The following is a 14,202-nucleotide window of genomic DNA, read 5'->3' on the forward strand; positions in this document are numbered from 1 at the left end:
AAAGGTGCCATCGACACGTGTCTCGATCAGCTACGCTGACCGGCGTGGGTCACCAACCCGCGACCACCAGTGATGGCCGCAGGTCTTGACCTCGAAGTGCGTGTCGGGAACGTGGGGAGGCGACACCGACGTGGTGTTCAACGCGGACATGATGCGGCGGCAAGCCGCAGAACTGGACGAGGAACTCGAGCGGGTCCGGTTCACCGGCCAGTCCCGCGACAGCGCGGTGACCGCCACTGTGAGCGGCCACGGCCGGCTCCTGGACCTGAAGATCAGTACCGCTGCGATGCGCGGCGCCCACCCACACACCGTCGGGCCCGACGTGGTCGAGGCCGTCGCGGCCGCACGCCGCCAAGCCAGCACCGTGGCCACCGCGAAGGTGCGCGCGGTCCTGGACAAGGACCAGGTGTGGCAGCCCGCTCCCGCCCCGCCACCAGGCGGCGTTGCCGTCGACCACCGGGTCGGCCCCGCCCACGACGACCGCACGCAACCAGAGCCGGGCCGGCCGAACCTCTCGCCGGCGTCCGCGCGTCCCCGGCGGGTGGAGGTGGAGGAGGAGAACTTCGAGAACCTCGACTTCCTCGGCGACGACAGCGGCGAAGACGAGGAACGGGGACGCTGGTGAACTACCAGGACGAGCTGTACAACCTGGCGCGGGAAATCGACACCGCCGTGGCCACGGTCGCGCAGACCGCGCGCGGCGCCGAACAAGCTCCGCTGCAGTGGCGGCTGCCGGGTGAGCTGGGCTCGGTGACCGTGTCCGGCGCCGGCGACCTGAGCGAGGTGACCCTCGACGTCGCCGAGCTGCGCCAGTACTCCGCCGACGCCTTGGCCCGCACCTTGTTGCAGGGCATCCGGGACGCCGAACGCCGAGCCGATCAGCGACGCCGCGACACCGTCGCCGCAGCTGTGACCGAAACGGGGCTGGCATGAGTTTCGACCCCAACGACATCTCCGGCCGCGGCTACCGGGTCTATCCAGAAGCTTTGCGCAAAGCCGCCGACGACGTCGCCGGTGCCGCAGACCTGGTCACCGCGTTCGCCCTGACGGATCTCGCCGGGACCCTGCTCGGCGAGTTCGATCTGGGCTTGCCCGGGACGTTGACGACGATCATGCCCAACGTCCACGGCGCGGGAACGGCCGAGCAGTACAACCGGGCCATCGAGACGATCCGCGGAGTGTCGGCGAAGAACGCCGAGACGCTGCAACAACTGGCCCAGGCTCTGCAGACCGCCGCCTCCTACTACGAACAACAGGACGCCGCCGAATACGAGCGGCTCAAGAAGCTCGAGGGAGGGCTTCCGTGAGCGACATTCCTACGCCGTGGACGACCGGCCCGCCGGCGCCGGCCACGCCACCGCAGGCGGGCATGCCCTACCCCGTCGACTCCGACGCGACCATCCGCTACTGGGCCGAGTTCATCGGCGCGCACGGCATCGTGACCTTGCTGGACAAGCTCCGTGTCTTCATCGCCGGCGACATCGGTAAGGTCCTGCGGCTCGCCGACAGGTTCGCCAAGGAATCGTCTCTGTCCGACGCGGCCAAGCAGCTCACCGACGCCAAGCTGACCCTGGCGAAAGCCTGGCACGGTGACGCCGCCGGCCAGTTCAACGAGTACGCCGGCAACGCCGTGACCGTCCTGGGGCAGAACCAGAACTCGTTGATCAGCCTGACCAACACGATGTCCTCCATCGCCCAGACGATTATCGACACCTACAAGAACCTGCTCACGACCATCGGCAAATGTGCGATCAACCTCGCCCAGCTCGGCGGGAAGATCGGCATCGCCGTCGCGGAATCGACTGCCCTGCCCCCGCTGGCGGTCATCGGGTTCAAGGATGTCGCCGACGCGATCAACTCCGCGTTCGCGACCTTCTGGACCGACTGCCTGACCCTGCTCGGCGGGTTGATGACCGACATCGGCAAGCAGATCGGCGACCGCCTTCAGCTGACCGTGATCGAAGCCAACTTCGCCACGTTGCCCGACGTCGGCGACAGCCGGGGCGTCATCGACGACCCGGCCCGCTGGCAGGTCAAGCCGGGAGCGACCCACTCATGACCCGACGCCGTACCCTCTGCGGTGTCTTCGTCGCGCTGCTGGTTTCGGGGCTGAGTGCCGGCTGTTCGTCCGGTCGCCCACCGGTTCCGGCCGAGCCGTCGGTCTCGGTCCCGCCGATCCCCGGGATCGGGATGAGCGGGGCCGGCCGGTTCCGCGCCGATCCGTGCGCCGCAGTCACCGTCGAGCAGCTCACCGCCCTCGGTTTCACCGGCGGTGAACGCAGCCGCGACGGCAACCGGTGTGTCACCACGTTCGGCGCCGTCGCCAAGGTCAACACCTCGAACCTGGGCGACAGCCTGCAGATCCTGTATCAAGAGCACGCCCTGGGCCACGACACCGGCAACCACTGGGAACCGATCACCGTCGAGACCATCTACCCGGCGGTCATCGTCTCCATCGACGAGAACATCCCCAGCAAACAGGCCGACGGGCCGCGCGGCTGCACCCTCGCACTCGCCGCCGACAACAGCACCCTCGTCTACATCAGCGCCGCCACCGCCGACCAGCCCGAAGCCGGACCGTGGCAGCACGACCCCTGCGGCGCCGCACAGAAGATCGCCGCCCTCGCCGTCGCCAACCTGACTGCGTAACCGCGCTGTACCCGCTTCTGTCGGTGCCCCAACACCACTGAAGTGAGTTCTGGCCGGTTGCGTAATGACCGACGCTCTGTCGGCGATCGCGACCTTCCGACTGACACACGCTCATGCCGGCGAGCGGACGGCCCGGCCGGGCAGAGAACGCACCACGGTCGTGTGATACTGGCGTTGCGGGCAAGCGGGAAGAGCTTTTCGAGAAAGTGCGCGCGGAACGGGATGCACATCGCCGGGAAGTTAGTTGCGGAGCAGCCGTGCCGGCCAGGCCGCTGGGACGCGATCCACCGGAGCGTCCGCCTCCGGTGCGCACGGAACGCAGAGGTCGTCGTCGACCTCTACTGCGAAGGGGCAACCCCTTCTCACGGTCGGGGACCACGAAACCGGGCCCGTCGTCGTGCTGGAATACCACGCGGTCGACTGCGGCGGCCGGACCCGCGTCCAGACGCGCCCGACTCTCAGCTTGAAGGACACATTTCTGCGGTCGTAACTGCCCTCTCGTGCCTCGAAGAACTCGTCGGCAAAACATCCAGCGCAGTGGCGCCTGACAGGCGGCGTGCGGATGACTCAGCACGTAGGTTCGACGGGCTCAGCCGACCGGTGGGAGGCGGAGAGCCGGTCGGCTGCCGACAGGAAAAGGTGATCACGTGCCGGATGACGACCTGTCAACCCTGTGGAGGCGTCAGTGGCCGGGGTGCTCCCCGCTGGCCGATAGCCTGAAACAGGCCTGCCACGACCGATGGGTGCGTTTCCACAGCCTGCCCGGATCCAAAAGATATCCCGACACCGACTCCGAGTACGACATCGTGCTCCAACGCTACAACACGGTTTTGGACGAGCTGTTCCACGGACAGGACGTCCGGATCGTCACCACCGACTGGTCGGACGCGTCCGAACCACCGGCGCTGTCCGCGCACCACGTGCTCTGGAACCCGGGCGCCCGGCACTGGATGTCCGTCCGCACCGATGAAGAAGAAACCGACCCGGACTTCATCACCTACACCCATCTGTACGTCAGCCGCAGGACTTGGCGACCCGGTCTCGTGGACGACCTGCTCCGCGCCGCGGCCGATGAAGCCACCGTCGGAGTGATGATCACCAGCTTGTCCTTCGACCGGATCCACCATCCCTACGACGGAGGCGCAGACCTCCTGCTGCCGACGACCAGCGAACGCGACACCATCAAGCACTCCCACACCGACTGGCTCTCGGACCATCCGTCCGGATACTGAACGCCCGACACCCGCCAACGCGGCTGACCGCGCTGTCGCCGGCGATCACGACGGAAACACTGCGACCGTGACTCGGCTCGGGGATCTCAAGCCATCGCACACCTTCGAAGCCGGGGACCGGGTAGGACGCCGTTCGGGATCCATCCGCCGGGGATCGCGGACACGCTGTGGCGGCTGACCGGTCAAGGGTATGTGGCCGACTGGTTATGTCTGGCCGCGTCACACGCAACCACTGCCGACCACTTTGTTTTAACCGAGGTATCGCTAGTCGTAGGCGTAATGACGACTGCGGCCCTTCGCGCCGGGCGACGACGGGCCGAAGACACGGGCGGAAACCGCGCCGGAGCGCTCGGTCGCCTGACAAGACACGGGTCAGGGACACTCAACGCGGAAGAAACGGGGCTTTCATCGCCGAGACCTTGCGCCGGGGCTCTCGTTGGACCACGATCACGGATCGTTGTGCACGTGCAAGCGCACGAGCGAGGCTGGGGGTTGACCGAGGTGGCACCGGTGGCGGCCGGGACAGTGGATGTCCCGAGTGACGCGGATTTGATCCGGGCGGTGCGCGGCGGGGACAACGCCGCGTACGGCCGGCTCTACGACCGGCACCTGGTCGCGGCCCGCCGGGTGGCGGCCATGATCGCGTCAGGCGACGCGGAGCGGGACGACCTCGTCGCCGAAGGATTCACCCGCGTGCTACGGATCTTGCGGTCGGGTGAGGGCCCGGACGAGGAATTCCGGTCGTATCTGCTCACGACCATCCGGAACACGCTGATCAGCTGGCGGAGGCGCGACTCCGCGCTCTCGTTGGTCGCCGAGGTGCCGGACGTTCTGCCGAGCGAAGGCTGTGACGAGCCGGTGGACAGTCGGATGCACGGCACCGTCGCCGCGGGGGCGTTCGCGACCTTGCCCGAGCGGTGGCGGGCGGTGCTGTGGCGGACCGAGATCGAGGGCGAGTCGCCGGCCAAGATCGCCGAAGACTTCGGGATGACGCCCAACGGCGTCGCCGCGCTGGCCTACCGCGCCCGGGAGGGGCTGCGGCAGGCGTACCTGGACCAGCACGTCCCCGAGGTGCGGCGGCGCACCTGCCGGGTCGTCTCCGGCCAGCTCGCTCGCTGGGTGCGCGACGGCGTCGGCGACCGCAAGGCGTACCGGATCACGACCCACCTGGATCGCTGCCCGGACTGCCGGAAGCTGGCCACCGGTCTCCGGGAGCTCAATCAGGAACTGCCCGCCGCCGTCGCCCCCCTCATCCTGGGTCTCCCGGTCGTGACGCACTGGCTGACCGCTTCCGGCTCCGTCGCCACATCCGGAGCGGCCGCGAGCACCGGGGCCTCCGCGCTTTCGTGGGCCATGGCGACGAAGGTGGCCGCCGCGAGTGCGGCACTCGTCACGACGGTCGCGATCGGCGCGAGCACGTCCGACATCGCGCCCGCGCCCCCGGCGGCCGGTGCCGACGGCTCGACCTCGCAACCGGTGGGAACGCGGCCCGCGGCGAACGTCCCGGCCGGCAGCGAACAGCGGCCCTCGTCGGAGGCGCAGCTCACCTCGGCGCCGCCCACGCCGGAGTCGTCGTCCGCGGGCGACGCGGCGGCAGAACAACAGGCCGAGACCACCAGCGCCGGTGAGACGGCCGCGACGGACAAGCATGCGGCAAAGCAGTCGGCAAAACAGGCGGCGAAAGAGTCGAAGCAGGCTGCGAAAGAGTCGAAAAAGGCGGAGAAGACGAAGCAACCGCAGGGATGAGCCAGGCCTCGTCCCAGAGCGTCGGCCAACAGCGGTTCGCCACCCGCCACCGTGCCACGCAGTAACCATCGCCGGGTCGTCGCATGTCGGCGGGGACGAACGGGCTTCCACCGTCCGTGCGGGTGGTCGCCGTCAGGAGAACCCACTGACCGGCGGCCACCCCCGGGACAGAGGTTCGCGAGCATGGCTGCGCCTTCGGTCGCCGGCGCCTCGGGGACGCCTGCGGCATGGCCTGGTTCAGCGGCCGTTGCGCTCTAGGTCACGGAGCAATCCCACGCCCGGCCGACATCCGGGACTCGCCCACCGCTAGAGGCAGCCTGGTCCGGCAACAGCGCGGACGAACAGCTGCCCGCACGGCGGAACCAAGATCCCGTCGCCATGGCCGGCGTGTCCCTGTGGCCACTGGGCAGCCCGCGCAATCTCACAATTGTCCAGCCGCGGCTGAAGCTGGTTCGAGATACCAGGTGCTGTTACAGAGCATCGCGTAGAGGACGTCGCAGCGGCGGCGGCCGGTCAAAGGGAGCGCGGCCTTGTGTCTTGCCTCGGCTCGTTCCCGGTCGCAGAAGCCCGGCTGGTCGGGTCGGCCACCAGCGAACGCGGCGAGAGACGCGCCGGCGCGCGTAGGCGTAGCGCTGACACCGACCGGGTCGATGCGGTACCAGCGCGCGTACAGCCGCAGCAGCGCCTTCTGCACGAGCCCGGCGGCCCGGTCCCCGCACACCAGGAACCCTTCACGGCGCCCGACGATCGCGCGCTCCTGCGCAGCGATCAATCAAGATCACCCTTCCGCCCCGTCCGAACGCGACCGGGCGCGCAGATCGCTGCATGATCGCCGCGCTGATCTCGCCGAAACCGGTAGCCCGCACAGAAGCCGCCTCCACACCGGCGACAGGAAGCACGGCAGACCGCCGTCAGGCGCCGGAGTCGCGCCCGGCCATGAGTCAGTGATCGACGCGGGCGACACAGTGCGCACCGGCGGCCCTACCGCACCGCGAAGCCGCGCCCGTGCAGCCCCGCCGGCGACCATCAGAGCCGGCCGACAGCAGTGGCAGCCGGGCAGACCACGATCTGGACGATCGTCAAGATCGACACCAGATCGCCCCTGCTTCTGGGTAGCAAAAAAGCCCAGGTCGTTGACCTGGGCTTTGCTCCCCCGCTTGGACTCGAACCAAGAACCCTCCGGTTAACAGCCGAATGCTCTGCCAGTTGAGCTACAGGGGAATGTCGCTCTTTCCGGTGCCGCGCTCTCGCCCGACCAGAAGAACTTTAGACCATCCCCGCAACCGGGTTCGCACCACCCCCCACTTAGCGCAACCGCCCCCTGCGGGCCGTTTTCCTGGACAATGGACACCTCGGACGACCTATCGACGAGAGGCGTGGACACGGATGAAGAAGTTCCTGCTGGGCGCGGGCCTGGGCTACGTACTGGGCGCCAAGGCAGGCCGGGGGCGGTACGAGCAGCTCGTGCGCACCTACCGCCGGGTCGTCGACCATCCGATGGTCCAGGGTGCCGCCGGGGTGGCGCGGGCCAAGATCAGCGAAAAGGCGGGACGCCGGCGTTAGACCTGCGCGACGACGAACACGCGGCGGAACTCGAACCACGTCGTGCCGTCCGCGCGGGTCGGGTACGCCTGGTCGAGCCGGGGGGCCAGTTCGGCGCGGAACCGGTCCCACGCCTCGTCCGGGAGGGCCGCGCGGATCGGGCGCAGCGCCGTTCCGGTGATCCACTCCAGCACCGCGCGCGATCCGCGCAGCGGCTGGACGTACGTCGTCTCCCAGGCGTCGACGCCGCAGCCGGCGTCGGCCAGGAGGTTCGCGTACTCGAGCGGGCTCGAGACCGCGTCGTCCTCGCGCAGGACGACGTCGGCCAGCTGGGACGACCAGGCCGGGGACGCCGCCAGCTCGAGGGTCAGCGCGTGCGACGGCGCGTCGAAGTTGCCCGGCACCTGGACCGCCAGCCACGCGCCGGACGGCAACTGCCCGGCCCAGCGGCGGAGCAGGTCGCGGTGCTCGGGCACCCACTGCAGGACGGCGTTCGACACGACGACGTCGGTGTCCGGCGCCGGCGTCCAGTCGTTCACGTCGAGCAGCGAAGCGTCCAGGCCGCGGGAGCGGGCGGCTTCCACCATTTCGGGTGAACTATCACTGCACTCCAAGGCGGCACCGGGCCAGCGTTTCCCCAGGTCGACCGTGAGGTTCCCGGGCCCGCAGCCGAGATCGGCCACGCGCCGGGGCGACGTCGCGCCGATCCGGGACGTCAGGTCGTAGAACGGCCGGGCCCGCAGGTCGGCGTAGTCGAGGTACTTCTCCGGATCCCACACGGTCGCCTCCCGAACAAACAGTACGCCTGTACTGAGTACGAGCGTACTGCTATTCGGCGGCGGTAGCCAGCGTCGCCGCGACCTGCTCGGCGATGGCCGCCACCAGCGAGACGTCGGTGCCCGGGTCCGGGCGGACCTGCAGGACGCTGCCGTCGCGGCCGGGGACCTTGCGCTGGACGAACCACGCGCCGCCACCGGGGCCGATCTCCTGGCGGTGCCGCGAACGCACCGACCCGTCGACGCGCAGCCGGACGTGGTGCGGCACCTTGCCGGGCTCCGGCAGGCTGAACCGCACCGGCGCGAGGTCGGCCAGCACGACCGCCGATCCCGCGGTACCGGTCTCTTCCGACTCGGTCAGCGTGAAAACGCCGCCCTTCCAGGCCGCCTTGCCGATCAGGTGCCAGCCGACGCGCCGCGCGCCGCCGGGGCCGTCCGGGATCCACAGCCCGAGCGGCGTGACGAGCAGGTGCCCGCCGCCCTCGACGGGTGCGCTGTCCACGACGTCCTCGCCGGCGTCCAGCGAGCCGGCGAAGCCCTCGGGGGTGCGGTCGCCGAGCAACCGGCGCAGGAAACCCACGTCAGCTCCACGAGCTGGCAGAGGCCTGCTCGCCCAGCGATTTCTTGTACTGCTCCAGCGCGACGAGGTCGCCGAAGAGCGCGCGGTAGTCGTCCGGCGCCTCGACCGGCGACAGCCGCTGCAGCTTCCCCTTGATCTCCGCGATCTGCCGCCCGACGAGGCTCTCCTGCAGCCGGGCGAGGATCGAGGAGATGTAGCGGGAGTCGACTTCGTCCTTGGCCTGCAACGGTTCCACGGCCAGCTCCGAGAGCACCCGCTTGACCGTCCCTTCCGGACAGTGCGGGGCCGCGGCGTCCAGCAGCGACGGGCCGGTCAGGCCCGAACCGGCGCCGCCGGCCTTCAGCACGGCCTCGTGCACCGCGATGTACACCGGGTGCGTGAACGCCTCCAGCGGCAGCGAGTCGTACTCGGGCCCGGCGATCGCGGGCTGCTGCAGCGCGGCCTTCAGCGCCTCGCGCTGGATCGCGAACCGCGGGTCCTTCGGCGCGGGCCGGGCGAGGTCGGATTCCGGGGCCTTCACCTCGGGCGCGCCGACGCGGGCCGGCTGCTTCAACGGCGCGCCGCCGCGCTTGTCGGTCGCGCCCGCGCTGCCGCGCACGCGGTTGACGACCTGGGCGACGTCCTGCCAGCCGACCCACCAGGCGAGCTTCGACGCGTAGCCGTCGCGGGCCGCGCGGTCCTTGATCGCGGCGACCATCGGCACGGTCTTCTGCAGCGCCGAGACCTGGCCGTCGACGGCGTCGAGGTCGAAGTTCTTCAGCGTGCTGCGGATGGCGAACTCGAACAGCGGGATCCGCCGCGCGACCAGGTCCTTGACCGCGCTGTCGCCCTTGGCCAGGCGCAGCTCGCACGGGTCCATGCCGTCCGGCGCGACCGCGATGTAGGTCTGGCCGGCGAACGTCTGGTCGCCTTCGAACGCCTTGAGCGCGGCCTTCTGGCCCGCTTCGTCACCGTCGAAGGTGAAGATCACTTCGCCGCGGAAGGCGTCGTCGTCCATCATCAGCCGGCGAAGCACCTTCATGTGGTCTTCGCCGAACGCCGTGCCCGAGGACGCCACGGCCGTCGGCACGCCGGACGCGTGCATCGCCATCACGTCGGTGTAGCCCTCGACCACGACGACCTGGTGCCGCTTCGCGATCTCGCGCTTGGCCAGGTCGAGACCGAACATGACCTGGGACTTCTTGTAGATCGGCGACTCGGCGGTGTTGAGGTACTTGGCCGAGATCCGGTCGTCGTCGAACAGCCGCCGCGCGCCGAAGCCGACGACCTCGTTGCCGACGTCGCGGATCGGCCAGACCAGACGCCGGTGGAAGCGGTCCATCGGGCCGCGCTGGCCCTCCTTGGACAATCCCGCCGTCAGCAGCTCCTTGACCTCGAAACCGCGCGTGAGCAGGTGCTTGGTCAGCTTGTCCCAGCCGCCGGGGGCGTAACCGCAGCCGAACGTCTTCGCCGCGGCCGCGTCGAACCCGCGCTCGGACAGGAAGTCCCGCGCGGTGCGCGCCTCGTCGGTGACCAGCTGCTCGGCGTAGAACTCCTGGGCCGCGCGGTGCGCCTCGATCAGCCGGCTGCGGCTGCCGCGGTCGCGCTGGATCGTCGCGCCGCCGCCTTCGTAGACGAGCCGGATGCCGACCCGGTCGGCCAGCCGCTCGACGGCCTCGACGAAGGTGATCAGGTCGATCTTCTGGACGAACTTGATCACGTCACCGCCCTCGCCACAGCCGAAGCAGTGGAAGGTGCCGTGCGTCGGGCGGACGTTGAACGACGGGGTCTTCTCGTTGTGGAACGGGCAGAGGCCCTTCAGGCTGCCCCCACCGGCGCGGCGCAGCGCCACGTACTCCCCGACGACCTCGTCGATCCGGTTCCGTTCGCGCACTTCCGCGATGTCGCTCTCCCGAATCCGTCCTGCCACGTGTACCACCATAGATGGCACCTCATCCGGCACACTGGGGGTGTGGCCACACCGACCGTCCAAGACGCCCTCGCCGCGCGGTTCGCCGAGCACCGCGGTCACCTGATCGGGGTGGCCTACCGGCTCACCGGCACCCGCGCCGACGCCGAGGACGCCGTCCAGGAGTCCTGGCTGCGGCTGGCCGGGCTCGACGAGGCCGGCCGGGACGCGATCCGGGACCTGCGCGGCTGGCTGACCACGGTCGTCGGCCGGATCTGCCTCGACCGGCTGAAGTCGGCCGCGGCGCAGCGGGAACGCTACGTCGGCCAGTGGCTGCCGGAGCCGGTGGTGACGCCGTTCGGGCAGCCGGTCAGCGAGGACCCGCTCGAGGTCGCCGTCCGCGACGACGGGCTGCGGATGGCCGCGCTGGTCGTGCTCGACAAGCTGACCCCGGAGCAGCGCGTCGCGTTCGTGCTGCACGACGCGTTCTCGCTGCCCTTCGCCGAGATCGCGGACATCCTCGGCTGCTCGGTGGACGCCGCGCGCCAGCACGGCTCCCGCGGCCGCCGCGCGCTGGCGGACGCCGATCCGGCGCCCCGCGCGCCGCTGGACGACCAGGCGAAGATCCTCGAGAAGTTCGTCACGGCGCTGCTCGCCGGCGACATCGGCGCGGTCGTCGAGCTGCTGCACCCGGACGCGGTGCTGATCGGCGACTCGAACGGCAAGGGCCGCACCACGCGCCAGCTCATGGTCGGCGCGGACAAGCTCGCCCGCTTCTTCATCGGCCTCATGCGCAAGTACGCGCCGGAGAGCGTCACCCGCGGCGCGCCGGTGCTGGTCAACGGCGACCTCGGGTTCTACCTGCCGCCGCTGCCGGGGCGCGAGGGCTTCCTGGCGCTCGACGAGCACGTCCAGGCCATGAGCGTCCGCGACGGGAAGATCGTGGCGATCTACGACGTCGTCAACCCGGACAAGCTGACCCGGATCACGCGTCCCGGTGCCGCACCTTCGTGATCCCGGCGACCAGCAGGAGCAGCGCGAAGCCGCCGAAGTAGGCGAGCGCCCAGCCCGGGCCCAACGGCGAGTCCGACAGCACGGCCGCGTTGCCGCCGTCCCGGCCGGCGTTCGCCGCGCCGGTGCCGCTGAGGAACTTCGTGACGGCGTTCAGTGGCAGCCACCGGTGGATCGCCGGCCCGGCCTGCGGGATCAACTGGATGACGTTCTCCGCCATGAGCGGATACGCGACGAGCAGCGCCACCGCGCCGGCCGTGTGGCGCACCAGCAGGCCGACGCCGACCCCGCACACCGCGGCCAGCGCGTACACCGGGCCGTTGCCGGCGACGATCGTCCAGTCCGCGACGCTGTCGAGCGCCAGGTCGGCGTCCGGGGCGAGGATCCGCGCCGCCAGCCAGGCGAGGAACGCGGCGGTTTCGCCGATGAGGAACGCGTACCCGGCGACGACCACGGCCTTCGCGACCAGCGCCGGTGTCCGGGCCGGCGTGGCCTGGAAGGTGCCGTGGATCGTGCCGGAGTGGTACTCGCTCGTCACCGAAAGGGCGGCCAGCAGCAGGACGGCGACCAGGCCGAGCTGGTAGCCGAACTGGGTGCTCGCGACGGTGGGCGGCAGCCGGGACTCGGTGGCCGCCGACGCGGTGAGCACGGCCGGCGCGACCAGGGCGGCGACCGCGAAGAGGCCGCACACCCAGGGGGTGGCGATGCTGAAGAGCTTGATCCGTTCACTGGCGACGAGGTGCATGCCGGAACGGTCCCGCGACCGGCGTCTCCGGCGCGTCCCACCGTGGTCTGGTTCCCGGGGTCCTACGGGAGCGGGACCCGGCAGGCGTCACCGGAGGTGAAGCCCTGGTCCACGACGCCGAGCGCGCTGTTCATCCGGGCGCGGGAGTTCTCCAGGCCGATCTGGTAGGTCAGCTCGATGACGCCGGCGCGGCCGAACTCGCGTTCCAGCTCGGCGACCTGCTCGTCGGTCACCGTGACCGTCTCGGCCGACATCGCGTCGGCGTAGGCGATCGCCAGCCGTTCCCGCGGGCTGAACGCGGGCGACGTCGCGTAGTCGTCGATCTTCTTCAGCCGCTCGATGTCCAGGCCGTCGTGCTTCTGCAGCATCGTGCCGAAGTCGACGCACCACGAGCAGCCGATCCGGGTGGCGACGCGGTAGACGGCGAGCTCGCGCACGTTCGCCGGGAGCTTCTTCGACGCGCGCAGCACCATCAGCTCGTGCACCGTGTTCGCGCGCAGCAGGCCGGGGTGGTGCGCGGTGACCGCCATCGGTTCGGGCACCGCGCCGTACTTCCTGCCGGCGACGCGGTAGAAGAGCTTGAGGAACGTTCCGGCTTCGGTGGTCTTCTTCGCGGCGATGCGGGGCATGTCCGGCTCCATCCGTCTCGGTCTTCTCGGTCAGGTGGGGAACGAGACGGCGTCGCCGGATGTGACACGCGGCGAGGTGAGCCACGCCACCAGCATCGTCACGGCCGCCGCGCCGAACACGACGGCCAGGCCCGGCGCCGCCAGCCCGCCGGTCGTGGCCAGGGCGAGCCAGCCGAACACCGCGGCCCCGGCGAGGCCGCCGGCCTGCCGTGCGAAGGTCAGCGACCCCATCGTGACGCCCATCAGGTCCCGCGCCGCCCGCGTCTGGCCGAGCACGGTGAACGCGGACGTGCAGACGGTGAACGCGGCGCCGATGGCGAACAGTCCCGGCACGAGCGGCCCGCGGATCCCGCCGGCGGCCACGGCGATCGCGGCCAGTCCCCCGGCCCCGAGCAGGCAGCCGGATCGCCCCCACGCCGTCATGTCGGGTCGTTTCCGGGCCAGGGCCGAGAAAGACACCGAAAGCGCGAGCTGCCCGGCGGTCATCGCGATGAGCAGCAGGCCGGTCCCGGCCGCGCCGGCGCCGAGGGCGGCGACGAGCGCGACGTAGGTGAACGTGCCGTAGAGCGCGGCGCCCGCGAGGCCGTTGACGACGACCGCGCGCGCCAGGACGGCGTCCGCGAACACCTTCGGCGGGATCAGCGGGCTCGGCACGCGCTTCTGCCGCCGCACGAACAGGAACCCCGTCACCACCGCGGCCACGACGAGCACCGGCGTCCACAGTGGACTCCGGGCGAGCGCGTCGACCGTACCGAGCGCGACCACCGCGGCGCCCGCGACGGTCAGCAGCCCGCTGCTCGCGAAGTCGAAGCTTTCCCTTTCCCGACGTGGTTTCGACGTCAACCCACGCAGGCCGAGCAGCAGCGCCGGGACGCAGAGCGGCAGGTTGACCAGGAAGATCCACCGCCAGCCCGGTCCGGCCGCGAGCAGCCCGCCCAGCGGCGGCCCGCCGAGGGTGGCGGCCGCGAACACGGCCGTCTGCCAGCCCTGGCGGCGCAGCAGTTCGTCGCGGTCGAAGAGCTCTCCCAGCGCGCTCATCGCCGAGACGATCAGGCCGCTCCCGCCCAGCCCTTGCAGGGCACGGGCGGCGATCAGCGCACCGACGTCCGGCGCGCCGGCGCACCAGGCCGAGCCCGCCGCGAACAGCAGGATCGAGACCACTAAGCAGACGCGGCGGCCGTAGAGGTCGCCGAGCCTGCCGTGCAGCGGCGTCGCGACGGTGAGGGTCAGCAGCCCGGCCGCGGTCACGGCGACGAGCCCGGTGCGGGCGTGCAGGTCGGCGCCGATCGAGGGCAACGCGGCGGTGACGATCAGGCCGTCCAGCTGGGCCATCGCCATGCCGAGCAGGAGGCCGGCGAAGGCGAGGTCGCGAGGCGCGATTGCGTGCATAAAGCACACGTTATA

16 protein-coding genes and 1 tRNA gene are annotated in these 14,202 nt (G+C 70.6%); 9 read left to right on the plus strand and 8 right to left on the minus strand.

Annotated features, from left to right (window positions below):
* Positions 1-100 precede the first annotated feature (100 nt).
* From OHS18_RS17550 to OHS18_RS17580, 7 genes are all read left to right on the plus strand, one after another.
* The gene (locus tag OHS18_RS17550) at positions 101-625 is read left to right on the plus strand and encodes a YbaB/EbfC family nucleoid-associated protein (protein ID WP_328617771.1); all 525 of its coding nucleotides are present in this window, start codon (positions 101-103) and stop codon (positions 623-625) included.
* Entirely contained in the window at positions 622-933 is a 312-nt protein-coding gene (locus tag OHS18_RS17555) for a hypothetical protein (RefSeq protein WP_328617772.1), read from the plus strand. Before OHS18_RS17550 ends, OHS18_RS17555 begins: the two co-directional genes overlap by 4 nt.
* On the plus strand, positions 930-1,307 hold the full coding sequence (locus OHS18_RS17560; RefSeq protein ID WP_328617773.1) for a hypothetical protein: 378 nt from the start codon (positions 930-932) through the stop codon (positions 1,305-1,307). The genes OHS18_RS17555 and OHS18_RS17560 overlap by 4 nt, the downstream gene beginning before the upstream one ends.
* Positions 1,304-2,059, plus strand: a complete 756-nt coding sequence (locus tag OHS18_RS17565) for a WXG100 family type VII secretion target (protein ID WP_328617774.1) — start codon at positions 1,304-1,306, stop codon at positions 2,057-2,059. The genes OHS18_RS17560 and OHS18_RS17565 overlap by 4 nt, the downstream gene beginning before the upstream one ends.
* Positions 2,056-2,649 (plus strand): DUF3558 family protein, encoded by a 594-nt coding sequence (locus tag OHS18_RS17570; protein ID WP_328617775.1) that lies wholly within the window; start codon positions 2,056-2,058, stop codon positions 2,647-2,649. Before OHS18_RS17565 ends, OHS18_RS17570 begins: the two co-directional genes overlap by 4 nt.
* A gap of 647 nt (positions 2,650-3,296) precedes the next feature.
* Complete coding sequence (locus OHS18_RS17575) at positions 3,297-3,881, plus strand: DUF3885 domain-containing protein (RefSeq protein ID WP_328617776.1); 585 nt, start codon at positions 3,297-3,299, stop codon at positions 3,879-3,881.
* A gap of 561 nt (positions 3,882-4,442) precedes the next feature.
* Positions 4,443-5,627: an RNA polymerase sigma factor gene (locus OHS18_RS17580; protein WP_328617777.1), complete on the plus strand. Its 1,185-nt coding sequence runs from the start codon at positions 4,443-4,445 to the stop codon at positions 5,625-5,627.
* 421 nt (positions 5,628-6,048) lie between these two features.
* Here the strand turns inward: OHS18_RS17580 and OHS18_RS48565 are convergent, their stop codons facing one another.
* Both OHS18_RS48565 and OHS18_RS17590 read right to left on the minus strand, forming a co-directional pair.
* Entirely contained in the window at positions 6,049-6,399 is a 351-nt protein-coding gene (locus OHS18_RS48565) for a hypothetical protein (RefSeq protein WP_442875387.1), read from the minus strand.
* A 376-nt stretch (positions 6,400-6,775) separates the two neighbouring features.
* Positions 6,776-6,848 (minus strand) — tRNA-Asn (locus OHS18_RS17590).
* A 165-nt stretch (positions 6,849-7,013) separates the two neighbouring features.
* On the opposite strand from OHS18_RS17590, the gene OHS18_RS17595 reads away from it, so the two are divergent.
* On the plus strand, positions 7,014-7,190 hold the full coding sequence (locus tag OHS18_RS17595) for a hypothetical protein (RefSeq protein WP_247054991.1): 177 nt from the start codon (positions 7,014-7,016) through the stop codon (positions 7,188-7,190).
* Here OHS18_RS17595 and OHS18_RS17600 read toward each other — a convergent pair.
* From OHS18_RS17600 to dnaG, 3 genes are read right to left on the minus strand one after another with little or no spacing between them, the layout of a single operon-like run.
* Positions 7,187-7,948, minus strand: coding sequence for a trans-aconitate 2-methyltransferase (locus tag OHS18_RS17600; RefSeq protein ID WP_328617778.1), 762 nt, complete (start codon positions 7,946-7,948; stop codon positions 7,187-7,189). The two genes, OHS18_RS17595 and OHS18_RS17600, sit on opposite strands and share 4 nt — an antisense overlap.
* Positions 7,949-7,997: 49 nt before the next feature.
* Positions 7,998-8,525: a hypothetical protein gene (locus OHS18_RS17605; protein WP_328617779.1), complete on the minus strand. Its 528-nt coding sequence runs from the start codon at positions 8,523-8,525 to the stop codon at positions 7,998-8,000.
* Position 8,526: 1 nt separating this feature from the next.
* Positions 8,527-10,446 carry a DNA primase gene (dnaG, locus tag OHS18_RS17610; protein WP_328451253.1) on the minus strand — a complete coding sequence of 640 codons (1,920 nt, stop codon included), beginning with the start codon at positions 10,444-10,446 and terminating at the stop codon, positions 8,527-8,529.
* A 30-nt stretch (positions 10,447-10,476) separates the two neighbouring features.
* Between dnaG and OHS18_RS17615 the strand changes: the two genes are divergently transcribed.
* The gene (locus OHS18_RS17615) at positions 10,477-11,427 is read left to right on the plus strand and encodes a sigma-70 family RNA polymerase sigma factor (RefSeq protein WP_328617780.1); all 951 of its coding nucleotides are present in this window, start codon (positions 10,477-10,479) and stop codon (positions 11,425-11,427) included.
* Here the strand turns inward: OHS18_RS17615 and OHS18_RS17620 are convergent.
* From OHS18_RS17620 to OHS18_RS17630, 3 genes are all read right to left on the minus strand, one after another.
* Positions 11,399-12,169, minus strand: a complete 771-nt coding sequence (locus tag OHS18_RS17620; protein WP_328451249.1) for a hypothetical protein — start codon at positions 12,167-12,169, stop codon at positions 11,399-11,401. The genes OHS18_RS17615 and OHS18_RS17620 overlap by 29 nt on opposite strands.
* Before the next feature lie 62 nt (positions 12,170-12,231).
* Positions 12,232-12,798, minus strand: a complete 567-nt coding sequence (locus tag OHS18_RS17625) for a carboxymuconolactone decarboxylase family protein (protein WP_328617781.1) — start codon at positions 12,796-12,798, stop codon at positions 12,232-12,234.
* Between the two features lie 30 nt (positions 12,799-12,828).
* Positions 12,829-14,187, minus strand: a complete 1,359-nt coding sequence (locus tag OHS18_RS17630; RefSeq protein WP_328617782.1) for an MFS transporter — start codon at positions 14,185-14,187, stop codon at positions 12,829-12,831.
* Between the last annotated feature and the right edge of the window lie 15 nt (positions 14,188-14,202).

The organism is Amycolatopsis sp. NBC_00355, assembly GCF_036104975.1.
Taxonomy (GTDB): Bacteria; Actinomycetota; Actinomycetes; order Mycobacteriales; family Pseudonocardiaceae; genus Amycolatopsis.